Genomic DNA, 23,907 nt, shown 5'->3' on the forward strand with positions numbered 1-23,907 from the left:
GGAGATTTATCGGAGGCTAATCCCTGTTCTTAAAAGGTGATAATAAATCGGGCACCATTAGTCTTTTTAGATGGTCCCTGAATTAAATTTACTTAGAAAAAAGATATACTCAGAAATGCGTTTGTTCAATTTTAGTTTAAGGAGAAAAAAGTACCAAAAAAGTGTTTGACAATTTAGAATATTCATATTAGACTTAAACCCATAAGACTGGTACGTATAACCTGATGGGCTGATAACAGAAATTCAGTACATAAGCATATCAGTAAATTTATCGCTATCACTTTACGAAAGGAAAAACTCGATATAATTCTAGAAAAGAGTTGATTACATGTTAGACGAAAAAAATGTCATCCCTCTTTATTACCAACTTAAAGAGATATTAAAGGAAAAAATAAAAGACGGTTCATGGCAGGAAGGATTGAAGGTTCCATCTGAGCGAGAGCTGATGGAGTTTTATAGTGTAAGTCGTGCAACTGTTAGGAAAGCTTTAAGTGAAATGATGATGGAAGGATTGATTTATAGTAAACAAGGTGTTGGTACCTTTGTTTCCAAAACAAAAATTACGCAGAATTTAATAGGAGAACTAAGTTTTAACCTGCAAGCAATACTTCAAGGATTAACTCCAAGTTCAAAGGTTGTTTATGCAGCTTTGGAATCACCTCTACCTAACCGCATCATGGATATTTTCAATTTAAATCAAAATGAGAAAATTCATAAAATCATCCGAGTTCGTTCAATAAATGACACCCCATTAATTTTAGAAACTTTATACATTCCATACAAATTTGCACCAGAAATCTTAAATCAAGACTTAAAGAATATTGCAGTATTTAATTATTTGGAAAGTGAGTGTAAGTTAACTTTCACTCACTCAACCCTTGAAATTGAACCTATAGCAATTAATGAATTTGAATCAAATTTCTTAGAAATTGAGGTTGGTAAACCATCTTTATCGCTAGAGCGAGTGATCTATTTCCATGAGCAAGTAATCGCCATTCAAAGACGAATAATGCGTGGAGATCGAGGAAAGTTTTCCCTGACTTTAGGGGAAAAACCGAAAAAACATGAAGATTATCTTGTTGGTATTGAATTTAACGAGTAAGTCAAAATTTAATGCGTTTATCATCACACAAAAATATTAGTAAAAGTAGGGGAGAGTGAATGAATTCAAATATTAGGATTCTAATAAAATTATTTTTCACTTTTTTAAAGATAAGCCCAATTACCTTTGGTGGCGGATATGCCATGACTACATTAATTGAATTAGAAGTTGTAAATAAAAACAAATGGATAAAAAAGGAGGAAATCATCGATGTATTCACAATTGCACAAACCTTGCCTGGAGCGGTTGCGATAAATTCCGCCATATTCATTGGCTATCGCGTGGCCGGATTGCTTGGTGCAGTGATTTCATTAATTGGCATTTTGTTTCCTACCTTTTCAATTGTAATTTTGGTTTCCCTAATTTATTTCCTCTTTAAGGACAATCCACTTATTAAAGCTGCATTTAATGGAATTGGAGCGTCAATCATCGCTTTAATTCTTTATGCAGGAATCACCATTGGAAAGAGTGCAATAAAAGGGAAAACTAGCTTATTTCTCACAATCCTAAGTTTGTTGCTTCTTATCATTTTTCATATAAACCCCATATTACTAATCATCGGCGGAGCTTTTATAGGAATGTTCAAACTGAAACACAAATCTGTTGGGGAAGAGGGGAGGGAAATTGTTACTACAGAGGAGCAAAAAGCTTTTTATAAAGAAAGTTAAAGAGGAAAACCTATGATGTATTTACAACTATACTGGGGATTTTTTTTAGTAGGCTGTTTTTCATTTGGCGGCGGCTATGCCATGCTTCCTCTAATTGAGCGGCTAATATCTAGTCATGATTGGATGGCATCAGGACAATTTGCAGAGATTATTGCTCTATCAGGCATGTTACCGGGTTCCATTGGTACGAATGCTGCTGTTTTTGTAGGCTTTCAAACAGCTGGGATAGCAGGTTCCTTAGTTGCGACGGCAGGGATTATTACACCTTCATTAATATTGGTGGTAATTATCAGCAAATTTTTTAAGCGCTTTCAAGATAGCGAAATTATTGAAAAGGCTTTTTATGGTTTAAGGCCAGTTGTAGTAGGATTGCTAGTCTATTCAGCTATTAAATTTGCTTTCTCTTTAGAGGTAGTGACGACGATATCGATAGAAACAATCTATTTTATTATTATGTTCATAATTTCATTACTTCTCTTAATCTATAAAAAAATCCATCCACTGTTCCTAATCTTCTTATCCGTGATAGGTGGAATAGCATTTTTGTAATCAATGTCCAGAATTTTTAGAAGGGGTTATTGTTTCTATGTCTATACAAAAATTATTTGATCTCACAGGGCAAACAGCCATTGTGACAGGCGGTGGAAGAGGCTTGGGTCGCCAAATTGCATTAGGGTTAGCTGAGGCAGGGGCAAATATAGTGCTATGTTCAAGAAATCTTAATTCTTGTGAAAAAGTAAAACAAGAAATTATTGATATGGGCAGGGAGGCTATTGCTTTTTATGTAGATGTTACCAAACCGGATACAATAAATAAGCTTGTTGATGCCACCGTTACCCAATTTGGGAAGATTACAATATTGGTTAATAATAGTGGGATTGGTGGTAGATTTCCAGCTGTAGAAATGCCGTTGGAAAAATGGCAGAGTGTTATTGATACGAATCTTACAGGTGTTTTTCTCATGTGTCAGGCAGTTGGCAAAACGATGATTGAAAATGGCTATGGAAAAATTGTTAATATTGGCTCAGCTGCAGGATTTAAGGGAACAGAGCCCTTTTGGCTGGATAATGTGGCATATAACTCAAGTAAAGGGGCGCTGTCGATTCTTACAAAGGATCTGGCGGTAAAATGGGGTCCCTTGGGCGTGTATGTAAATACTGTGGCTCCTGGTACATTTCCAACCGATATAAATCGGGAGAAGATAGCAAAAATTGGTGAAACCATGCTGGATAATATTCCATTGCGAAGATTTGGTGGAGAAAACGATTTGATGGGGGCTGTATTGTTCTTTGCTTCAGGAGCTTCCAACTTTTGTACAGGACAGACTTTACCTATTGATGGAGGATTAACAGCAAAATAATATTTGTTTATGAAAAGACCAGTTTGGAAGCCATTACATTATTAGCCAAGAAATATCAATACACCGAAAACATTTACCAAGGAGGATACCTGATGAGTATTAAACCAAATGAAACAAAACAGGACCACAGTGAGTATGTAGCAACGGCAATAAACCCCAATTTATACATGGGTGGATCAGTGGAAAAAGTGACAATGTCTAACGGAGCGATTGTTAATAAAGTATTGGCAAAGCATTATACAGATCTGCCAGGCCCTTCCATAACAAAATTAACAGACAAAATTACAGTTCTGGAAAATTTCTCACTTGAAAACACAGTAATCATTGAAGGAAAAGAAGGAATCATTGTTTGGGATACCGGCTCTAATATGGGGATAGGTAAAACGAAATATAAGGCCCTAAGAAGTGTAACCGATAGACCGATTAAGGCCATAATTTATTCTCACAACCATTACACTAAAGGGGCAAAAGCATTCCTTCCTGAAAATGTGGAAGAGTGGTCAACCCAAATTATTGGTCACCCAGATATACATAAAAACATTGTCAATTCAACAGCTGAGCTTGGAAAGGCAATCTCTAAATCAACTGCACAGCACTTCGGATTATACCTTCCAACCGAAGGACCTGATGCACCTCCCATCACATATGATGGCGGTGGTGATGCTGACAAGTCCTCAGGGTATGTCAAGCCAAACTATGGGGTAAGCGATGGAGAAGAACTGATTGTCGACGGAGTGAAGATTCAATTCTTTTATACTCCAGCGGATACTTTTGATTCAATAACTGCCTGGATCCCAGAATATGATGCGGTCATTACAAACAGCATTTGGCATGTCCTTCCAAATATGTACACCTTACGAGGACAGCCTTACCGTGATCCCGTTTATTGGATAAAGGGAATTGATCAGATTCGAAGGATTAGGCCTCAATATCTAATCACGTCACATGGCAACCCTCTGAAAACCAGAGAAGCTAGCTATGAATTAGCGACAGCTTATCGTGATGCCATGTCATTCATTTATTGCCAAACCATTCGTTTGATCAATAAAGGGTTGAAACCGGATGAAATTGCGGAGGAAATTACATTGCCTGCCCATCTTTCGCAGCATCCTAGATTAATAGAGGTTTATGGTGAATTTAAGCATCAGGTAAAGGGAGTTTACAGTGGTTTAATCGGTTGGTTTAGTCTGGATGCAGCGGATATTAATCCAGTACCGATCTCTTTTAGATCACAGAAAATTATTGAAGGCTATGGCGGTATTCCTAAAGTTCTTAAAGCTTGCCGGGAATCCATTGAAAATCATGAATATGCATGGGCAGCGGAGCTGGTTACACATGTGTTGAATATACTGCCTGACCTGAAGGAAGCGCGCGAGTTGAAAGCTGAAGCGTTAAGGGAAATGGGTCAATTGACACCGGCCTTATCATCAAGGGGCTTCTATCTTTCCCAAGCTCTCGAGCTTGAGGGAAAGGTGGATCTATTAAACATCCCTAATTCGTTCTCGAAAAATTACGATAAAGAAGCAGCGCAAAAGTATCCAATCGAAACGTCCATCAAGCTGCTGGAGTATAAAGTAAACCCAGATAAATGTGAGCATCTTAATCGGATTTTATCCATTGAATTTACTGACCTAAATCAAACATTCGGTTTGCACATCAGAAATGGGGTTGCTGAATTTATTGATTCCCCTCCTAAACAGCCCAATGTTTCAATCACTTTGCCAAGCACAGTTTGGTTAGACATCATTTTGGGCAAGTATACCATCGATGAGGCTCTCAATCATGATTCCGTCCAGATTAGTGGAGAGGGCTCAGCTATCAGTGAACTGATGCAAAGCTTTGATTTATAAGCTAAACCTATCAAAGGAGGGAATGACGGTATGGATCAAATGACAGAACAACATTTGAAATCTCCTTACCTCGGGGCACCGGTGGACCAAATGACAATGCCACATGGAGCTTTTGTCAATCAACTCATGGGAGAAGTCTATGGGAAACGAAGAGAATCAAAAATTAGGAAAATTGGAAAACGAATTACCGTATTAGAGAGATTTTTCCTGGAAAACTCAGTCATTATCGAGGGTGAGAATAGCGTCATTTTCTGGGATACAGGTTCCAATATGGGAATTGGAAAAAAGAAATACCAATTGCTGCGGCAAATAACTGATAAACCAGTACGAGCCATTATTTACTCCCACAGTCATTATACCAATGGAGCAAGAGCGTTTGTCCCAGAAGGGGAAGAGGGAAAATCGATTGAAATCATTGGTCATCCGGATATCCATAAAAATTGTATGAATTCCGGTATTGAACTGGGGCCAGCTTTCTCCCGTAATATTGCTCAGCATTTTGGCATGATGCTCCCTAGAACGGGTCCTGATGCTGCGCCAATCAATTATGAAGGAGGGGATGGCGAGGATAAATCCTCAGGCTATATAAGGCCAACCTATGAGATCAAGCATGAAGAAGAATTAACGATTGATGGGGTGAGAATGCAATTTTTTTACTCTCCTTCAGATGCGAATGATTCGATTACCCTATGGCTTCCAGACGATGATACAGTGATCACGAACAGCATTCTTAGCTCGTTGCCCAATATGTATACATTAAGGGGTCAGCCCTATCGTGATCCAGTCATGTGGATGAACGGAATTGATAATATAAGACGAATTAACCCCACTTACCTTGTTCCTGAACATGGTGAAGTGATGATAACAAAGGAAGACAGCTATGAATTGGCTACTGCTTACCGGGACTCCATTGCTTTTATTTATAGCCAAACTATTCGTGGGATTAACAAAGGGTTGAAACCAGATGAAATCGCAGAATCTGTCAAACTCCCGGAACATCTTGCCAAGCATCCTCGTCTAACGGAAACTTACTTGGAACTAAAGCATCATGTAAAGGGAGTTTATAGTGGGTTAATTGGCTGGTTCAGTATAGACGCAGCAGATATTAATCCTGTCCCCCGAAAAATTCGTGCTCAAAAATTAATACAAGGCTTCGGGGGAATGGATAGAGTCGTAAACTCTGCCGAGGAATCTTTAGTGAATAAAGAATACGCTTGGGCAGCAGAACTCATTAACTATGTTTTGGCGGTTGCTCCTAACCATGAACAGGCCAAACAAATAAAGGCTGATGCATTAAGGCAAATGGCGTATGTCACGCCAGCTTCTTCATCAAGAAACTTTTATTTAACCCAGGCCTACGCTCTGGAAGGAAAGATCGATTTTAATCAAATTCCAGCTGGTTTTTCCCCAGTTGACGAGAAGAGAATTGGTGCCCTGCCAATCGAGGAGGCTGTAAGGGTCCTTCAATATCGGATTGACCCTATTAAATCAGGCGGCACCGATGCACAGATAGAGTTACATTTTATTGATAAAAACGAAACCTTGGGTCTATGTATTCGAAAAGGAGTGGCGGAGTGTGTTCATCATGCATTGCAAAATCCGACTTATTCACTGTCCATCCAAAGTTCTGACTGGTACGGCTTGATTTTTAAGCGAAATGATTTATCCGCCTTATTATCCAGCGGACGGGTCAAACTAACAGGGGATCCGCAGGCGTTGATTGAAATATTAGACATGTTTGAATAAGTTTAAGAGTCCCTGCTATCGAATAATGTGCGGAAAATATTTTATTCAAAAAGGAGAAAAAATGGCTAACAAAAAGTCGATTAAGATTGATGACCTAAATATCTCGTATGTAGATGAAGGAGAACAGGGAGCTCCACCTGTGCTGCTCATCCATGGTGTACCCGAGTCGAGTATGTTATGGAAGCATCTCATCCCAGGAATTGTTTCACAAGGTTTTCGGACCATTGCTCCGGACCTCCCTGGATTTGGCCAGAGTGATCGATTTCAGACGTTATCATCGTGGGCTAATTATGTCCAATTTATTAACCGTTTTACAGAAGAACTAAAGTTAGAAAAAGTACATCTCATTGTTCATGATTGGGGCGGATTAATAGGTTTACGATGGGCCTGTGATCATGTGGAAAAAATCGGTAGTTTAATTATTAGCGATAGTTCATTTATTCCGGGATACAGATGGCATCCAATTGCGAGGAAGTGGCGGACTCCTGAAGTTGGTGAACAAGTGATGGAAATGATGGCTGACAAAGAACAGTGGTTCACCAATATGAAGAAAGAAGTTCCTTCAATAGAAGAAGAAGTCCTCGAAGACTTCTACTCTATTTACCAATCGGAAGATTCACGAAGGGTCATTCTGGATTTATATCGCTCGGCTAATCCTGAGTTATTGGAACCCTATCAAAAGCTGTCAGCAATAAAAAACCCCGTTACTATTCTGTGGGGGGAAAATGATCCTTACATTCACTATGAATTTGCCTATAAAATGCGTGACCGGCAATATCCGCATGCTGCCGTCCATATAATACCTGACGCAGGTCATTTTATTCATATTGAAGCACCTCAAAAGGTGGTTCCATTGGTGAATGAACACTTTCAAACTGTTAAAAATAATGGGCAAAAAATGATTCAATAGATTTTACAAGAAACTGATTCAAGGGGATTGATTAAGACATGATGGATGTTCAATTAACCACCATTTCTTTACTAGAAAGAGCAGAGAAATATTTCGCTAAGAAAACGGTTGTTTCCAGGACTTCATCTGGTATTCAACGATTCACTTATCAACAAATAGGTGAGAGAACCAGAAGATTATCAAGTGTTCTGGAAAACATGGGTGTGAGCAGAGGGGATATGGTTGGAACCATAGGCTGGAACCATCACTGGCATTTAGAAGCGTATTTTGCAATTCCCAATATGGGAGCTGTCCTCCATACAATAAATTTTCGCCTCTCGGACGAACATTTAATATATATCATCAACAATGCAAAGGATAAGGTTTTGCTTGTTGACAAAGATTTCCTACCTATTATTGAAAGAGTGAAGGACAAGATTCCAACAGTTGAGTCGATTATTGTGATGACTAATGAGGAAGAGCTTCCGAATACGGCGCTGAGTTCATTGTATTTATACGAAAAACTGATTCGAAATGGGGAGCCGAACTATCAGTATCCAACAGATATTAAGGAAAGTGAACCCGCAGGAATTTGCTATACATCTGCAACTACTGGAAATCCAAAGGGTGTCTTGTATTCCCATCGGAGCATGGTCCTGCACAGCATGGCTCAAAGCATGACGGATGGAGTCGGCATTTCAGAAGAGGACACAGCTCTTGTCATCGTTCCGATGTTCCACGTCAATGCATGGGGACTGCCTTTTACGGCGGCAATGTTAGGCACGACCCAGGTATTACCTGGACCGAATTTCACACCTAAGATTCTTTTAGAGCTAATTCAATCTGAAAAAGTGACGTTAACAGCAGCTGTGCCAACTGTTTTGCTAGGTATATTAAATGAGCTGGAATCCAATCCATATGATACTTCAAGTCTACGGATGATTGTGAATGGGGGATCAGCAGCTCCAAAAAGTATGATTCGAGATTACGAGATGAAACATAAAATTCCATTCTATCAAGGTTATGGAATGACAGAAACAAGTCCGTTTGTTTCGATCACCCGGTTGAAAAGCTATCAGCAGGATCTGCCTTACGAATCGAAGCTTGACTTAAAAGCAAAGCAAGGAATAATGATTACGGGAGTAGAAGCAAAAATTATTGATGAGAATGGCGAAGTCCAATGGGATGGAACGAGTATGGGAGAATTGCTGCTCCGCGGGCCGTGGATTACGGATTCCTATTATAGGGAGACAGAGAAAACAAAAGAAGCAATCGTGGACGGTTGGCTCCATACAGGGGATGTCGCCACTATTGATGAAGAGGGCTTTGTAAAACTGGTCGACCGAACAAAAGACTTAGTAAAAAGCGGTGGAGAATGGATTTCTTCGGTAGATCTAGAAAATGCCATTATGTCTCATGAAGCGGTAGCAGAAGCGGCAGTTGTTGGCTTGCCTCATCCAAAATGGCAGGAACGCCCGATAGCAGTAGTTGTTTTAAAAGAGAAATTTAAAAATAAAGTGACAAAAGAGGACATCATCGAATTTATTAAACCGCAGTTTGCTAAATGGTGGATTCCGGATGATGTCATTTTGATGGATGAAATCCCTAAAACCTCTGTTGGAAAGTTTCTAAAGCGAGCGTTAAGGGAGAAGTTGGAATCCTTCTTTGTGGTGAAGTAACTGAAATTTCCGCATATTTGATTAATACTAAATTACGAGGGAGTGAGTATATCGATGAAAACATCGAAAAAGTGGTTAAATATGAGTTTTGCCCTAATTTTGACTATGGTTCTCGTTCTAGCTGGCTGTTCATCATCAAGCGAAACTTCTAAAGAAACCAATTCCAATAATAACTCCACTGGAAATAACACGAACAAAGTAAAGGTTCTAAAAGTAGCGATGCCTGGAAATGCGACCAGATTAGATCCGGCTTTTGCCGCTTCCGCACCAGACCTAACAGTGAACCAAACTCTCTATAATGGTCTTGTTCGATTTAAGCCTGGAACTGTTTCTATCGATGGAATCGAGGGAGATTTGGCGGAATCTTGGGAAACCAGTGATGATGGAACAGTTTGGACGTTTAAGCTTCGAAAAGGTGTCCAATGGCATTTCGGTTACGGGGAACTGAAAGCTGCAGACGTAAAGTGGACCTATGAACGTCTGTTAAATCCTGAAACCGGCTCACCATATCTTGAGGATTTAAAAGTTATTAAAGAAATTCAAACTCCTGATGACTATACGGTAGTTTTCCATTTACATCGTCCTGACCCTTCTTTCCTTCCGCGATTACTGGGTGACGATTCAGCAGGGGCCATCGTTAAGAAAGAAGCAATTGAGGAAGCGGGTAAAGATTCAATGGTAAAACCAGTAGGGACTGGGCCATTCATGCTAAAAGAGTATAAACTCAATGAAAAAGTGGTACTAGAAAAAAATAAAGATTTCTTCCGCGGCGAACCAAAGCTAGATGGTATTGAGTTTATTACAATGACAGAACAAAATGCAGTGGATATTGCCATGGAAAAAGGCGAGATTCATATGGCAACTGGAAATGCGGATAAGCTATGGGTTGAGAAGACAGAGAAAAAAGATTTCACTATTGAATATCCGGATCCACCGCTCAACTGGTTACTTCACCTTGATTCAACCATTAAACCGCTCGATGATATTCGTGTTCGAAAAGCGGTTGCCCATGCCATTGATATGGAAAGATTCGTAAAGGAAGTTTATACCCCAAAGGTTGCAACGCTTGCTTCTGGACCGTTGGCAAGTAACATGGAGGGGCATGCGGATTTGGGGAATTATAAGTATGACCCTGAATTATCAAAGAAATTACTAAAAGAGGCTGGCTACCCAAATGGATTGGAACTGCCACCAAACTTTGTTAATACTCGCTCTTCGTATCTAAATCAGATGACCTTTATCCAAGAACAATTGCGCCAAGTAGGAATTAAAATGGAATTAAAGCAGGCTGATATTCCTACGTATCAAGCAAATATTCGTAAAGGGTTGAACAATATTAGTCTATATACTAAAAATTTCAAGCCTCATGCTGCTTTTCCAGCCAATTACTTTTTCCATACTGGATCCATTGGAAAAACGAATTTTTCAAAGTATGACAAATCAGATAGCTTAATAGAGCAGGCGGCACAAGAAATGGATCCTAAGAAGTCAAAAGAATTGTATGAGGAACTTCAAAAACAAATCATGGATAATTATTCAATCATTCCACTGATTGAAACAAAAAGTATCCTCTTCAGGAGACCGGAAGTTAAGCTTGGATACGATTTCAAGGGTACGTTTGTTTATTCCTACCCAATCTATGAAACAACGGATATAGAGTAGCCTACTGTTGGGGGAAGGGGCGTAGTTTTCTTCCCTCTTCTTCCCAACTTTATGAAAACGGGGTGGTTGTTTTGTTGAAATTTTTAGTACGACGATTATTGGTTGCTATACCTACAGTTTTTATCACATTAACCATCATTTTTTTTGCTCTTAGAGTTCTTCCGGGTGACCCGGCTCTAGTGATTTTGGGTGAAAATGCCAGTGAGGACGCATTGAAAAATTTACGACAGCAAATGGGATTGGATTTGCCTGTATGGCAACAGTATTTACATTATTTAGGCAATATCCTTAGCGGAGATTTTGGTGAATCCATTGCATCAGGAACCCCGGTTATGACACTTATTGCAGATAATTTTCTGCCCACCATCACTTTGTCCATTAGTAGTATTGTCGTTGGGTGTATCCTAGGGATTCCAATTGGGATCTTATCAGCCTTAAAGCCAAATTCTTGGATCGATTCCTTCATGCGAGTTGTTTCATTTATTTGGTTATCATCACCGCCATTTTTACTAGGAATTCTCCTAATTTTAGCTTTTTCTCTTAAGTTAAATGTTTTCCCATCTATGGGATCAGGTGAAGGGTTTTGGGGAAGTTTATTCCACTTAATTCTGCCTACCTTTACATTAGGTTTAATCCTTTCTGGTGTTATGATGAGATTCGCCCGTGCCAGTATGCTGGAGGAAATCAATCAAGATTATATCAGAACAGCAAAGGCAAAAGGAATTCCAAACAAGGTAGTAATTTTTAAACATGCCTTAAGAAATAGTCTTATTCCCGTTATTACCGTCATTGGTATTGATATAACCGCTTTAATTAGTGGAGCTGTTATCACAGAAACGATCTTTAGCCGTCCGGGCCTAGGAAGTCTAGCGGTAGGTGCGATTGTAACGAGAGACTTTGCGATTCTTCAAGGATGCTTAATTCTTTTTGCGCTATTGGTTATCTTTGTGAACTTAATTGTAGATGTGAGTTATTCCTTTGTTAACCCAAAAATAAGGCCAAGATAAATAAATTTAATAGGAAAGGAGAGATGCTAAAATGGTACAGCCATTACGACAGGAAACCGACCCTAATCTTGTTTCGGAAATTTCAAATACAGAAATACCAGTTAAAAAACGTGTCAAATCTGCAGAATGGGCCGCTTTTAAGAAAAACCCTTTAGGAATGACAGGGCTGGTGATTTTAGTTTTTATGTTATTGGTTGCCATAGCGGCTCCGTTCATCATGCCCCATGATCCGCTGGCACAAGATGTTGCGAATCGTGCGAAGGGTGTCTCAGGAGAACATTGGCTTGGAACGGACCCTTTAGGGAGAGATATTTTAAGCCGTGTCATTTTGGGATCACAAACCTCCTTATTTGTTGGCTTTATTTCAGTAGCAGTCAGCACTATTGTAGGAGGATTGCTAGGGATGGTTGCTGCTTATAAGGGGGGCTGGCTTGACGATGTATTAATGAGAATCCTTGAATCCATCATGATGATACCGCTTTTATTATTTGGATTAATGGTTCTTGTCGCATTAGGGTCAAGTATGACTACTTTAATCATTGTGATTAGCATTGGGTTAATTCCTGGTGTAGCAAGAATGGCAAGGGGATCCGCCCTGGAAGTAAAAGAACGGGAGTATATAAAAGCTGCAATCTCTTTAGGGGCAGGAAACTTTCGGGTGATCATGCAGCATATTTTCCCGAATATTTTAGGACCGCTCTTGGTCATTTCCACCCTTCACATGTCTTCTGCCATTCGGATTGAAGCTAGTCTTAGTTTTCTGGGAGTTGGTGTTCAGCCTCCGACACCTACATGGGGAAATATGATTCAGGAAGGGTTTACATATATCACTTCTACTCCTGGACTAGTCCTTTACCCTGGGTTGGCATTACTCATTATATCGATTGCGTTTAATGTTGTGGGCGATGCGATCCGGGATGCCTTCGATCCCCATATTAAACGACAGAGAAAGTAGGAGGTAGGAAAATGGTTGCTGTTTTGGAAATTAAAGATTTACAAGTCGGCAGGAAAAACAAAGAAGGGTTTAATGCCATACTAGAGAACGTTAGCTTTTCCATAAATGAAGGGGAATTTGTGGCAGTTGTTGGAGAAAGCGGCTGTGGAAAAAGCATGACTGCTTTATCTATTATGGGTCTCCTTCCAAAGTCGATGCAAGTCGGTTCAGGCTGCATTTTATATAATGGCAAAGATATAACCAAGATGTCTGTGAAAGAAATGAATAAAATTCGGGGAAAAGAAATATCTATGATTTTTCAAGAGCCGATGACATCATTGAACCCGTCTTTCACGATTGGGAACCAACTGGCAGAAGTCTTTAAATACCATACGGACTTAAATGCCAAAGAAATTAAAAAAAGGTCGATTGAAGTCCTAAATCAAGTAAAAATACCTGATGCTGAAGAAAAATTAAAGGCTTATCCTCATGAACTTTCCGGGGGAATGAGGCAGCGTGTCATGATTGCGATGGCTCTGGCCTGTAATCCGAAGGTCTTGATAGCGGATGAACCGACAACGGCCTTGGACGTTACCATACAAGCGCAAATACTCGAATTATTGTATGAACTCCAACAGAATTTGAATATGACGGTAATCATGATTACCCATGATTTAGGGGTTGTGGCAGAAACCTGTCAAAAGGCAGTGGTGATGTATGCAGGTCAAGTGATTGAAGAAGCGTCCGTTGAGGATTTGTATGATAATCCTAAACATCCCTATACAAAAGCCTTAATGCTTTCTGTTCCGAAATTAGGAAGCGGAAAGAAGGAACTGTACTCCATTGAGGGGGCTGTACCTGACTTTGACAATATGCCTAAAGGATGTCGCTTTAATCCCCGCTGTCCAGCTGCCACACATGAATGCAGAGAGAAAGAACCGCAATTAATGGATGTTGGGCATGGAAGGAGGGTACGATGTTGGCACTTCATGTAAAAGAAGAAATTCTAATCGATGTAAAAAATCTAACTAAATACTATCCCATGAAGGGAACCTTCTTTGGTAAATCCAAGGATGTCATCAAAGCGGTTGATGGTGTTTCCTTTCAGGTAAGAAAGGGTGAAACATTTAGCATTGTTGGAGAATCAGGTTGTGGTAAAAGTACCACAGGCATGTCCCTATTAAGATTAATCGAACCTACTTCGGGTGAAGTTGTTTTTAAGAATAAAAATGTTTTAGAAATGAAGAGAAACGAGATGCTGGACTACCGGCAAAATATACAGGTTATCTTCCAAGATCCCTATAGTTCTTTAAATCCAAGACACACCATTAAGAAAATTTTAAGTGAACCATTTGCCATTAATACGAAACTATCTAACGCGCAAATTGAAGATGAAGTGATCAACCTTCTTAGACTAGTCGGTATGGATGTCCATCATTTATATCGGTATCCCCATGAATTTTCCGGCGGCCAACGGCAGCGAATTGGCATTGCAAGAGCACTTGCATTGAACCCACAGCTCATTATTTGTGATGAGCCGGTATCAGCATTAGATGTCTCAATTCAATCACAAATATTAAATTTACTAAAGTCACTTCAAAAAAAACTTAGGCTAACCTATATTTTTATCTCCCATGATTTAAGTGTAGTGGAACATATCAGTGATCGGGTTGCTGTTATGTACCTTGGGAAAATAGTTGAAATCGGCACCCGGGAACAAATATTCAATCATCCTCAGCACCCTTATACAAAGGCATTGTTATCATCGGTTCCAGTAGCTGACCCAAAATTAAAGAAATTGACACAACGAGTTCATTTAGAGGGAGATGTTCCAAGTCCGAAAAACCCGCCAAAGGGCTGCCCGTTTTATTCCAGATGTCCGATAAGACTGGATTCTTGTAATCAAACCGCCCCTGTATTAAAGGAGGTTTCGCATGAGCATCAAGCTTCGTGCCACCTAATATAAAAACAATTTGAGGAGGATGGAAATGGTAAGAAATGGCCTGAATATGCTTGATTCACAAATGAACCAGGTTTTTGAGAGTAGGACAAATGATGTCCAATTAATTGAATTTAAACAAGATTTTTTCTATGCGCCTGGTTTTGGGAATGTTGGGGTAGTCCTAACAACTGAAGGTGTAGTTGTTATTGATACTTGTATTAGCCCAGAACACGCACAAAAAATATATAAGGAAATTCGTAGTCGGACAGACTTGCCAATCCGTTATATTATCTACACACATGGACATATGGACCATGTAAATTCAGCAGAAGTATTTAAGGAAAATGAGACGACTGTGATTGCCCATGAAAATGTTGTCGATAGATTTAAAAAATATCAAATCTTGAAGGCCCATAGGCAACGGATTGGCTCCGTTCAATTTGACAACAAAACAACTGACGTGAAAAAATACGATTTTACCTACCCAGATATTACCTTTCATACCGATTACGAATTTAAACTCGGGGAAAAGACGTTTCAAATTGTCCACGGAAAAGGGGAAACCGACGACCATTGCTTTGTTAGCATACCGGGGGAAAAGGTTATTTATTCTGGTGACTTTTTCATCTCGTCCTTCCCTAATATTGGGAACCCATTAAAAGAGGTGCGCTTTGAAAGGGAATGGTTTGAATCCTTAGAAAAAATCAGAGCTAGGCAGCCGGAATTCCTCGTTCCGGGCCATGGGGATCTTTTTGATAATAAGGACACGATTCAAACCGCTTTACAAGATATCATAGAATGCCTGCGTTTTGTCCATGATGAGGTCATTTATCATATGAATAAGGGTACTTCGCTAGAAGATATGCTAGATCAGATAAAACTGCCCGAGCATTTGGAAAAAAGTGAATACATTCAACCTCACTATGGCTGTTTAATGTTTGCCATTAAAGGAACTCACCGTAGATATTCCGGTTGGTTTGATGGGAACCCGACAAACCTGCAGCCTGCTAAACAAAAGGTTGTAGCGAAGGAAATTCTGTCTTTTATCCCAAATCAAAACGCCATCCTGGAAAAATGTAAACAGCTTCGTGCTAATGGCGAGTATCAAATGGCGCTACATTTGATTGATTTACTCGTATTTGGAAGTGAAGAATCGGAGGCTTTGGTATTAAAAGCTGAATTAACCAAAAAACTTTCTGAGACAAATGAAAATTTTATCATGCGAAACATTTATAAACAAATTGCCCAAAGAATGGTAACAGAAAATACCCATAAGTGAGGTGGAAGGAAATGAGTATAGCTAGTATACAAAATGATATGAAAAACTATGCATCACAAAACAGCGAAGTGGATTTCAAAAAGGTGAGGGACGGGTATTACTTTGTAAAAGCGTTTGGGAATGTTGGTGTTGTTGAAACAGATGAGGGAATAGTGGTAATAGACAGTACCTTAAGTACCGCGCAGGCAGAAGGAATCCTATCAAACATCAGAAAGGTGACTAATCAGCCGATTAAATATTTGATTTACACTCATGGACATGGTGATCATGTTGGCGGGGCCAGAGTCTTTAAAAATGAAGGGGCACAAATCATTGCCCAGCGGAATGTTATTGCCCGCTTAGAAAGATATAAGGAATTAAATAACTACCATTATATTATTAACGAGCGTCAATTCGCTACAAGTTTTCAAATGAGTAATCTATGGGATGAGGTTTTGTTTCCAGATATTGTTTATGATCAAGAATATGTATTTACACTGGGCGGAAAGACGTTTCATCTAATACATGGTAAAGGGGAAACCGATGATGCTACAGTGATCCATATTCCAGAGGATGATGTCGTGTTCACCGGTGACTTTATCATTCGCTCTTTTCCGAATGTTGGGAATCCCGCAAAGGATATCCGATTTGCTAAAGAATGGGCTCTTATGATGGAGAAAATTCGCAACCTGCAACCCAAAATTACAATTCCTGGACATGGACCTTATATCAATGATTCGAAAATTTTCGATGCTCACACCAAAGCTATCAAGGAATCAATGGAATTTGTCCAAGAATGTGTCGTTTCGGGGTTAAATGGTGGGGAATCTTTAGAAGAAATTCTCGAAAGTGCGGAACTGCCTTCTCATTTGGAAGAAGGTCCATATTTAGCTCAATTTTATGGCTGCTTGGATTTTGCCATTAGAGGCACATACCGTCGATACACCGGTTGGTATGATGGAAATCCTACCAATCTATATCCCGAAAAGAGCAGGACAGTTGCGGCTGAAATTAATAGTCTGATTGCAAATGAGGAAAAAATCCTAAATAGAGTAAGTGAACTGATTCAAATAAATAAGCATCGACTTGCTCTCTATCTGTTGGATATTATTATTGATTCAGAAGGAAAGTTATGTAAGGAAGCTCAAAACGTTAAAGCAGAGATAGTTGCACACCTATCTGAAGTAGACCAAAATTATATGAGGAAAAACATTTATCATAATGCTTCAAAGGTAATGTTGAAGAAATCTCACTAATAATAGGAAGCTCTTTACAAAGGAATGATAAATTTCTTTGTAAAGAGCATTTATAATTTTAGGAGAGACCAATATTAAATTTTAAGTCTATATTTAAGTCGGGCTCATTATTATTATTTTGTTTAATCGTAAAGAAGTATTTGCATCTTTCACCAAGCATAATGTGTTTTGATATCACGACTGCCTTGCTGTCATCATAAAGTATACGTTCAACAGATAAAGCTGGCTTTCCAACGTCCGATTGTAACTGATTTGCTTCAAATTCATTTAGAGTGATCGGTTCGATATCAATAACGGAATGGGTAATCTGAATTTTGCACTCATTCTTTAAGTAATCAAATAAAACCAACTTTTCCAAATTTTTATCAGTTATATTTGGGACTAAACAAAAAGGGATGCAGGTTGTTGCTAAAATCAAAGGTTGACGATCAGCGAAAAGTACCCCACTATATTTAAATATTTGATCAGAGTTGTTTAACTGAAATGTATTTAATATTCGTTGGGGAATATATTGATCGGTTCCAGAAAAAATTACTTTCATACTGGGTACTAATCCTTGAGCCGTGACTTGATGGGCATAGGCTAATTCACCAGTTAAGTCCTGTAAGACTTTTCTATTGGCGACAAATGTACCTACCCCTTGTTTTTTTTCAATTAGGCCTTCAAATAAGAGATCGTTTAGTGCTTTTCTTGCAGTAGCTCGGCTAATATTATATTGCTCCATTAGTTCTCTTTCAGAGGGAACCTTTTCGCCTTCCTTCCAGGAGCCATCTTTTATTTTTTCTTTAATAATTTCCTTTAATTGATAATAGAGTGGTAAAACACTTTTTTCATCTAACATAACATCAACTCTTCCCCGTAATAAGCCTTAATATGTTATCCGTACCACTATTATAGCATAATAAAATTCAGAATTCTAAAAATTCATTAAAAATAGATTGATAGCCGCTAAACTATTTTGCATCCCATGTGTAAACCAACGGATGATTACTAAAGGGATCATCATATATAGTATTTGGATACCCAAATTCTTCGTAAATGGCGTCGTAATAACGGCGCTTAAATTGTTTCATCAGAATCCCGTAGAAGTAAGCAATCGGGTTTTTAACGGAAGGGGGCATTTTTATTTTCCGAACAAGCTGTTTAAACGAATCAATCGCCACTTTCAGCATCCGTTCTCGTTCAGTTTCGCTGTTATTGCGATAGGCAGCAACCTCCGTCATGTGCCAGTATTCTTCGATTGTCTTGGCATCAGAATAGAAATACTTAACCAACTGAACAAACTCCTGTGGAACACGGTTGCTAACATATGTATGGTCCAATACGAACGGTTCTTCTTTACGTTTATTATTCTTTTGATCTTTTTCAGTTTTTAAAAGATTATTAGTTTCTTTTGGGAGGTTCATTATTTCGGCTTTGGGTGGTTCATTTGCAGGAAAACGATTAAACACATACAGGTTGCTGGACTGTGAGCCGTTTTTTCCTTCAGTTTCATGAACGGTGAGAATACCGATTTCCTTTGCTTTCAGGACCATCCGTTTGAAAGTGGAACGGGAAATGCCATTGTCATGAAATTCCTCATGAATCGCCTTCAGGATCGTGCCAATTTTCGCATTGCAAACACCAGGGATTTTAGCCGCAAAGCGAACCAGCCGTTTTAATCCCATCAATTCTCCTTTTGAAAAATCGTCCTTGTGCTCCAGCATCCACATTTCCATATTGTGATTAAAATCTGCTAAATTGGCAAACTGCGAATACTCTTCGAATCCTTCAATGTTTCCAGATTTAATGCTCATGTTTATCCTGCCACCCTATACGTTAAAGTCCATTCGTTTCCACGAATCCGGCACCCCTACAATATCGTGAATGGCAGTTTTCATCGAATAGCAAAAAATCAATTTTGAACGTCATTTTTGCGTTGAAAACGCTTTCTTTTGCTTCAAAAATGATTTTTGAACGCCTTTTTTGCAATTTAAGTCGTTTTTCTGCTTATTTTGGAATGCTGTTTCTATTGTGTCCCTTTGTCAATAAAACAGTTTCAGATTATCATAAATGTTATACTTTTATTAAATATGAAGGGTGGGATTGTGGTGCTAGACAAACTTGCCAATGCGTTAAGGTTAAGAGGTTTTCTTATTCAGAAGAAAGATGATCATATTTACATTGAAAAAGGGAATCCTGACGGGGAATTGTTTTATCTAGAAGAGATGTTTCGAGTATTAGGAATATCTATAAAACTGGAAGACAGAAACATATATTTACTCGACGACCATATCGAAGAGAGGGCTATACACAACATAATCTGGTATAAAGCAAGCAACCATGAGGCTGGCGGGGGTAGTGGATGGTCCTCCTGGAAATATTTTATCAAGAGAAACCATGGGCCAAAAATCAATACCTTTGTACTTGAGACGGGAGTCGCGTTACTGGTAAAAGCATTGAGCGCTGCTGGGATTGTTACCATCTGCAGCTGCGATGGCCATGGCAAAAGAAGTCCTTTCATTGCATTCTGTGGCAGGCATAACGCAATATGGTTTTCTATTTTATTGAATGAAGTGAAAGATAAGTTAAAGCTAAATTATGAATGGTATTTTCATAATGTTGATATACGGGATGTTAGTTTAGTAGCCAAAAGAAAACCGGAAGGATGGGACCTGGACCTGGTACTTGAAGATACCGTGCAAATGGCCGATTACTTTCTTGCTGGAGCAGCGAGTTTATCGAAACTGAAAAGGGAAGTTTTTGGCGGAAATTACAAAACCACTCGCAAAACCATACGTGAAATGGATTATGAACAGTTGTCCCAATGGATGAATAATAAATATCAAACTCATTTGTTAAATGTAATTAGTGAGGTGAAGGTTCCATGAATCTATGGAAAGAGCCCGAATGGTCGGAAATGCTATTTTCCTATTTGACTGCCGGATGGTATGATTGGACCGTTTCCGAACATTTATACAAGAATAATACTCATTGCTGGTCGGTGACCTCGGGCTATTACTCGCACTACATATTAGCCACAGCTTTATTACAGCTGTATCGGTTGGAAGACGGTACAAGACCTCGTCAAATGAAAAGAATTGCCACATCACATGCTGCCTTGTGTTCTTTTTTAAAAGGTGAAATTGAACCTAAGCTTAGAACTGATTTTATTGATTATTTGCAGGCATCATCCCAACAGAAGCACGAAAAGTTATCTGATAAATTAGAAGAAATTGGCCATGCCCTCTTTTCTGCAAAGAAAGCGCGAGAGTCGCATACCTATCAAGTTCTAGTCGTATCTCATCAAACATTAGGCGATGTCACCAACAAATTTGGTGACAATACCATCAATGTTAGTGATACCGTTGAAAAAATAAGTGGGTATATTTTAGAACTTTCGTCCGTCATAAATGATTTCGTGATAAATTTTGTATTTGATGTGATTACCAATTTGGATGAGCCAATTAAACATTACCACTTAAAGCATTTCCTTGAGGAGATTGGTGACTTTTACGCACTTGTCGAAAAAGAGAACGTCATGCCAATCCCAACTGCATTGGCACATTCTATTCATTCCATAAATTCGAGAGTTTTTGAGGTATTAAGGGAAGAAAAATGTCCAAGATACAGGGATTTTAAACAAAACATATCCTCGTTTAGTGAAAAATGGTATTCCTATAACGAATTAAAGAAAAATCTGATTCAACTGGAACGGGCAATCAGTATATTAGATACGAAATAAGCCTTTTTTAAAAGGGTAATGATTCCGCAAAATGCCACTTTTCGGATTCCCAGAAGTATGATCAAGGAGGCTTAATCAATGTTTGATTGTAGAATTGTTCAAAGCTAATAAAGAAGTACAAACGAATAGAATACTTCTTTAGGTCACTTTGACGAAAAATAATATAAGTTTCACAAAAAACATTCATGCTTATTGGACTATGTAAAGGAGGTTGGACAAGATGGATTCAAATGATATTAATGTTCGTCTTCCTAACGAATCCACTGCTGAGGATATTTAATGAAAAACAATTATTCAAATGATAATTTCCAAAAAGTACCTAAACCATTTGTCCTTTTAACGTGTATTACTTAAAATAAAGGTAATACAAACAATATCGGAAAAAGGGGGTGCGGACTTGATGGATTTAATGACTGGCAAAATGACTAGCAGGGGGCAGGTTACGATTCCAAAAGAGCTTCGGGATCGGTTTAATCTTTCTGAGGGTGATCAATTTCGTATTTTTGTAAATGAAAAAGATGAAATTAAGCTTGAACTGGTTAAAAGAAGATTATTAAGTGATGTTGTCTGGCCAATTTCCGCAAAAGAACCAATTGATTTTGAAAAAATACGTGAGAGGGCACATGAGGCAGCAGCAAAAGAAATTTATTCAGAAATGAGTGATCATGATGAATAAATTCTTGGTTGGTGCCAATGTTTTGATTCGATTGGTAGTAAAAGACGATTATTCTAAGGTGGAAGTCCTCCGTCAATTAATTGAAAAAGTAGATAACAAAGAACTAATGTTAATAGTTCCGACTATTACTATTGCAGAATGTTGTTGGTTATTAAAGTCCTTTTATTAATTAAGCAGGCAGGAAATCAGTGAATATCTGTTAAATATTTTGCTAGCTGAAAATGTTGAAGCAGAAGAATCACATGCTTTACCAGCATTTAAAGTTTTTGCTGAGAAGAATGTTGATTTTGCCGATGCCCTTCTTAGTATAAAATCAAAAGAAAATATGCCTGTATTAACATGGGATAAGAAGGATTTCAAAAAACTTGATTGTGAATTTTCAGATGATTTGGTTTGAGGCGGCTTTGGAATTTTTATTTAAAGAAACTAAAGGGACCGTTTCCCATAATGAAGTTAAGAAGAAACATCATGGCTATTAGTAAAAGCTACGATGTTTTTTTGTCAGCTTCTTATGGAACATAAAGTCTTATGTGTCTTTTTAACCAATTTTCATTTTAATATCTATAAAATGAAAATGAAAGGAGAAGATTTATGCAAGCGAAGCTAGAAGATATAATTGAAGGAATGGAGCTGCAATCAGAGCAAACTAAACCTTTCCTTAATCTTAATACGGGGGAAATCGTTTATGTCTCGCAAGAAGCATTATTGTTTGCCGAAGATGATGAGGAATATGACCACTTACCCGAATGGCAACAGGAAGAAGTGAAGACCACTATTTCAATAATTGAAAGTTTCGGTAAGTATGCACCACTCCCTTCCAGCTTTGATATTAATGAGTATGATGCAAAGATTTTGCTATAGTCTCTCAGATTTGAAATTAAGGAATACCTTACTAGATTCTATAAGTGGAAAAGACGCTTTTCGACGATTTAAAGACATTGTGTATCATTTAGGTATTTCTGGTAAATGGTATGAATTCCGTGACCAACAATTTAAAGAAATAGCAATAGAATTTTGTAAAAGGAAAAATATTGATTATAAAGAGTAAGCGAGGCAATTAGAGGTTTGACTGACCCAGGTGAATTATTCCCATCTTCGCTATGAACTGCTTTAAGACGAGGCATTCATAACAGGAAAGACCCTTTAATCTTTATAGTATCCTAAAATATATTGTTTTTCATATGGGCAGGTGTACTTAGTGAGTGGGATGTTAACGAAGGACGAAATTCAAGACAGGAAAATTCAGTTGCACAAACAAGTACAAAACGTCAAGGGTATGCAAAACAGCAAATCTCGCCTACTCAAGAACAGCCTATCTTCCTCATTTCGTTAAAGTCAGGCAGCACAGGTCTTAATTTAACCGGAGCTGATACGGTGATTTTATATGATTTGTGGTGGAATCCGGCAGTGGAAGAACAGGCGGCAGGAAGGGCGCATCGAATTGCCCAAAAGAATGTGGTCCAGGTGATTCGTTTAATTGCTCAAGGTACAATTGAAGAAAAAATCTATGAACTCCAGCAAAACAAAAAAGAATTGATTGGAGCATTGGTCGACTCCCAGGATCAAGCGTTATCGAGCTTAACCGAACAAGAAATTAGAGAGATACTGAGTATATAAAGAAGTGGTAGGCGCCTTTCAGAATGTGGGAAGGTTCCTGGTGAGGGTGGTTGACTGGTGTATGGCAAACAAGAAAAATAATAAGAATAACACACCGAGAAGGAAGCGGTATACTAGGTCCGGCCGTCTTCAAAACGCTAAGAAGTGGGCCGAACAGTACAATGGAAAAAATCTTGCAAAAGGGTATAGTAAGTGGTTTGGTGTTGACCTATTATGTGCCATCACAGAATTAGAAATGCTGGGCTATCAATTTAAACAGTCTTATAAAGAACAGGTCAAACATTCTTGTAAAGCCAAACAGAAACAAACGGACAAAAGAAAGCTCGAAAATGCACAAATGGAAGAAGATTTTAGTGATGAGATGTTTTATTTCATTGCGGGATATACGGAAGGTGGAGCTCCTTTTGGTATAACTTGGGGAGAAATGGAAGAAGAGTCTGATGAAAATTTTAATTTGAAAAGTACAAATAGTAAATTTGTTTTTCATCGAAGTGACGATGATCTCCCATTTTAAGAATTTGGAGATTTTATTATAAA

The 23,907-nt window shown here is 38.6% G+C and carries 25 protein-coding genes; 23 read left to right on the forward strand and 2 right to left on the reverse strand.

Annotated elements, in window-relative coordinates; genetic code table 11:
- The first annotated feature begins 328 nt into the window (after positions 1–328).
- The 15 genes from M3234_RS22720 (at position 329) to M3234_RS22790 (ending at position 17,353) form a co-directional block, all read left to right on the forward strand.
- Complete coding sequence (locus tag M3234_RS22720; protein WP_262306903.1) at positions 329–1,102, forward strand: GntR family transcriptional regulator; 774 nt, start codon at positions 329–331, stop codon at positions 1,100–1,102.
- A 59-nt stretch (positions 1,103–1,161) separates the two neighbouring features.
- Positions 1,162–1,770 carry a chromate transporter gene (locus M3234_RS22725; RefSeq protein ID WP_262306904.1) on the forward strand — a complete coding sequence of 203 codons (609 nt, stop codon included), beginning with the start codon at positions 1,162–1,164 and terminating at the stop codon, positions 1,768–1,770.
- Positions 1,771–1,782: 12 nt separating this feature from the next.
- Complete coding sequence (locus M3234_RS22730) at positions 1,783–2,319, forward strand: chromate transporter (protein WP_262306905.1); 537 nt, start codon at positions 1,783–1,785, stop codon at positions 2,317–2,319.
- 37 nt (positions 2,320–2,356) lie between these two features.
- A complete protein-coding gene (locus M3234_RS22735) occupies positions 2,357–3,130 on the forward strand; it encodes a glucose 1-dehydrogenase (RefSeq protein WP_262306906.1) in 774 nt (257 codons plus the stop codon).
- A gap of 92 nt (positions 3,131–3,222) precedes the next feature.
- Complete coding sequence (locus M3234_RS22740; protein WP_262306907.1) at positions 3,223–4,980, forward strand: alkyl sulfatase dimerization domain-containing protein; 1,758 nt, start codon at positions 3,223–3,225, stop codon at positions 4,978–4,980.
- A gap of 30 nt (positions 4,981–5,010) precedes the next feature.
- Complete coding sequence (locus M3234_RS22745; protein ID WP_262306908.1) at positions 5,011–6,726, forward strand: alkyl sulfatase dimerization domain-containing protein; 1,716 nt, start codon at positions 5,011–5,013, stop codon at positions 6,724–6,726.
- A 61-nt stretch (positions 6,727–6,787) separates the two neighbouring features.
- Positions 6,788–7,636: an alpha/beta fold hydrolase gene (locus M3234_RS22750; RefSeq protein ID WP_262306909.1), complete on the forward strand. Its 849-nt coding sequence runs from the start codon at positions 6,788–6,790 to the stop codon at positions 7,634–7,636.
- A 38-nt stretch (positions 7,637–7,674) separates the two neighbouring features.
- Positions 7,675–9,294, forward strand: coding sequence for a long-chain fatty acid--CoA ligase (locus M3234_RS22755; protein WP_262306910.1), 1,620 nt, complete (start codon positions 7,675–7,677; stop codon positions 9,292–9,294).
- A gap of 54 nt (positions 9,295–9,348) precedes the next feature.
- Positions 9,349–10,956 carry an ABC transporter substrate-binding protein gene (locus M3234_RS22760; protein ID WP_262306911.1) on the forward strand — a complete coding sequence of 536 codons (1,608 nt, stop codon included), beginning with the start codon at positions 9,349–9,351 and terminating at the stop codon, positions 10,954–10,956.
- Positions 10,957–11,030: 74 nt separating this feature from the next.
- On the forward strand, positions 11,031–11,963 hold the full coding sequence (locus M3234_RS22765; RefSeq protein WP_262306912.1) for an ABC transporter permease: 933 nt from the start codon (positions 11,031–11,033) through the stop codon (positions 11,961–11,963).
- Between the two features lie 31 nt (positions 11,964–11,994).
- Positions 11,995–12,918 carry an ABC transporter permease gene (locus M3234_RS22770; RefSeq protein WP_262306913.1) on the forward strand — a complete coding sequence of 308 codons (924 nt, stop codon included), beginning with the start codon at positions 11,995–11,997 and terminating at the stop codon, positions 12,916–12,918.
- An 11-nt stretch (positions 12,919–12,929) separates the two neighbouring features.
- The gene (locus tag M3234_RS22775) at positions 12,930–13,892 is read left to right on the forward strand and encodes an ABC transporter ATP-binding protein (RefSeq protein WP_262306914.1); all 963 of its coding nucleotides are present in this window, start codon (positions 12,930–12,932) and stop codon (positions 13,890–13,892) included.
- On the forward strand, positions 13,874–14,863 hold the full coding sequence (locus tag M3234_RS22780) for an ABC transporter ATP-binding protein (protein ID WP_262306915.1): 990 nt from the start codon (positions 13,874–13,876) through the stop codon (positions 14,861–14,863). Before M3234_RS22775 ends, M3234_RS22780 begins: the two co-directional genes overlap by 19 nt.
- 22 nt (positions 14,864–14,885) lie before the next feature.
- Complete coding sequence (locus tag M3234_RS22785; RefSeq protein ID WP_262306916.1) at positions 14,886–16,118, forward strand: alkyl sulfatase dimerization domain-containing protein; 1,233 nt, start codon at positions 14,886–14,888, stop codon at positions 16,116–16,118.
- Positions 16,119–16,129: 11 nt separating this feature from the next.
- Positions 16,130–17,353, forward strand: coding sequence for an alkyl sulfatase dimerization domain-containing protein (locus tag M3234_RS22790; RefSeq protein WP_262306917.1), 1,224 nt, complete (start codon positions 16,130–16,132; stop codon positions 17,351–17,353).
- A 58-nt stretch (positions 17,354–17,411) separates the two neighbouring features.
- Here the strand turns inward: M3234_RS22790 and M3234_RS22795 are convergent, their stop codons facing one another.
- Complete coding sequence (locus M3234_RS22795; RefSeq protein WP_262306918.1) at positions 17,412–18,194, reverse strand: GntR family transcriptional regulator; 783 nt, start codon at positions 18,192–18,194, stop codon at positions 17,412–17,414.
- Positions 18,195–18,306: 112 nt separating this feature from the next.
- Positions 18,307–19,149, reverse strand: a complete 843-nt coding sequence (locus M3234_RS22800; RefSeq protein ID WP_262306919.1) for a hypothetical protein — start codon at positions 19,147–19,149, stop codon at positions 18,307–18,309.
- A gap of 294 nt (positions 19,150–19,443) precedes the next feature.
- Here M3234_RS22800 and M3234_RS22805 point away from each other — a divergent pair, with 294 nt between their 5' ends.
- From M3234_RS22805 to M3234_RS22840, 8 genes are all read left to right on the forward strand, one after another.
- Positions 19,444–20,223, forward strand: coding sequence for a hypothetical protein (locus tag M3234_RS22805; protein WP_262306920.1), 780 nt, complete (start codon positions 19,444–19,446; stop codon positions 20,221–20,223).
- Entirely contained in the window at positions 20,220–21,077 is an 858-nt protein-coding gene (locus tag M3234_RS22810) for a hypothetical protein (RefSeq protein WP_262306921.1), read from the forward strand. The genes M3234_RS22805 and M3234_RS22810 overlap by 4 nt, the downstream gene beginning before the upstream one ends.
- Before the next feature lie 400 nt (positions 21,078–21,477).
- The gene (locus M3234_RS22815; protein WP_262306988.1) at positions 21,478–21,753 is read left to right on the forward strand and encodes an AbrB/MazE/SpoVT family DNA-binding domain-containing protein; all 276 of its coding nucleotides are present in this window, start codon (positions 21,478–21,480) and stop codon (positions 21,751–21,753) included.
- Positions 21,754–21,961: 208 nt separating this feature from the next.
- A complete protein-coding gene (locus tag M3234_RS22820; RefSeq protein ID WP_262306922.1) occupies positions 21,962–22,150 on the forward strand; it encodes a hypothetical protein in 189 nt (62 codons plus the stop codon).
- Between the two features lie 194 nt (positions 22,151–22,344).
- On the forward strand, positions 22,345–22,614 hold the full coding sequence (locus tag M3234_RS22825; protein ID WP_262306923.1) for a hypothetical protein: 270 nt from the start codon (positions 22,345–22,347) through the stop codon (positions 22,612–22,614).
- Positions 22,595–22,801, forward strand: coding sequence for a UPF0158 family protein (locus tag M3234_RS22830; RefSeq protein WP_262306989.1), 207 nt, complete (start codon positions 22,595–22,597; stop codon positions 22,799–22,801). Before M3234_RS22825 ends, M3234_RS22830 begins: the two co-directional genes overlap by 20 nt.
- A gap of 122 nt (positions 22,802–22,923) precedes the next feature.
- Positions 22,924–23,370: a helicase-related protein gene (locus M3234_RS22835; protein WP_396953984.1), complete on the forward strand. Its 447-nt coding sequence runs from the start codon at positions 22,924–22,926 to the stop codon at positions 23,368–23,370.
- A 61-nt stretch (positions 23,371–23,431) separates the two neighbouring features.
- Positions 23,432–23,884, forward strand: a complete 453-nt coding sequence (locus M3234_RS22840; RefSeq protein WP_262306924.1) for a hypothetical protein — start codon at positions 23,432–23,434, stop codon at positions 23,882–23,884.
- The last annotated feature ends 23 nt before the right edge of the window (positions 23,885–23,907 follow it).

Source organism: Neobacillus niacini (genome assembly GCF_023715785.1).
Classification (GTDB): domain Bacteria; phylum Bacillota; class Bacilli; order Bacillales; family Cytobacillaceae; genus Neobacillus; species Neobacillus niacini_E.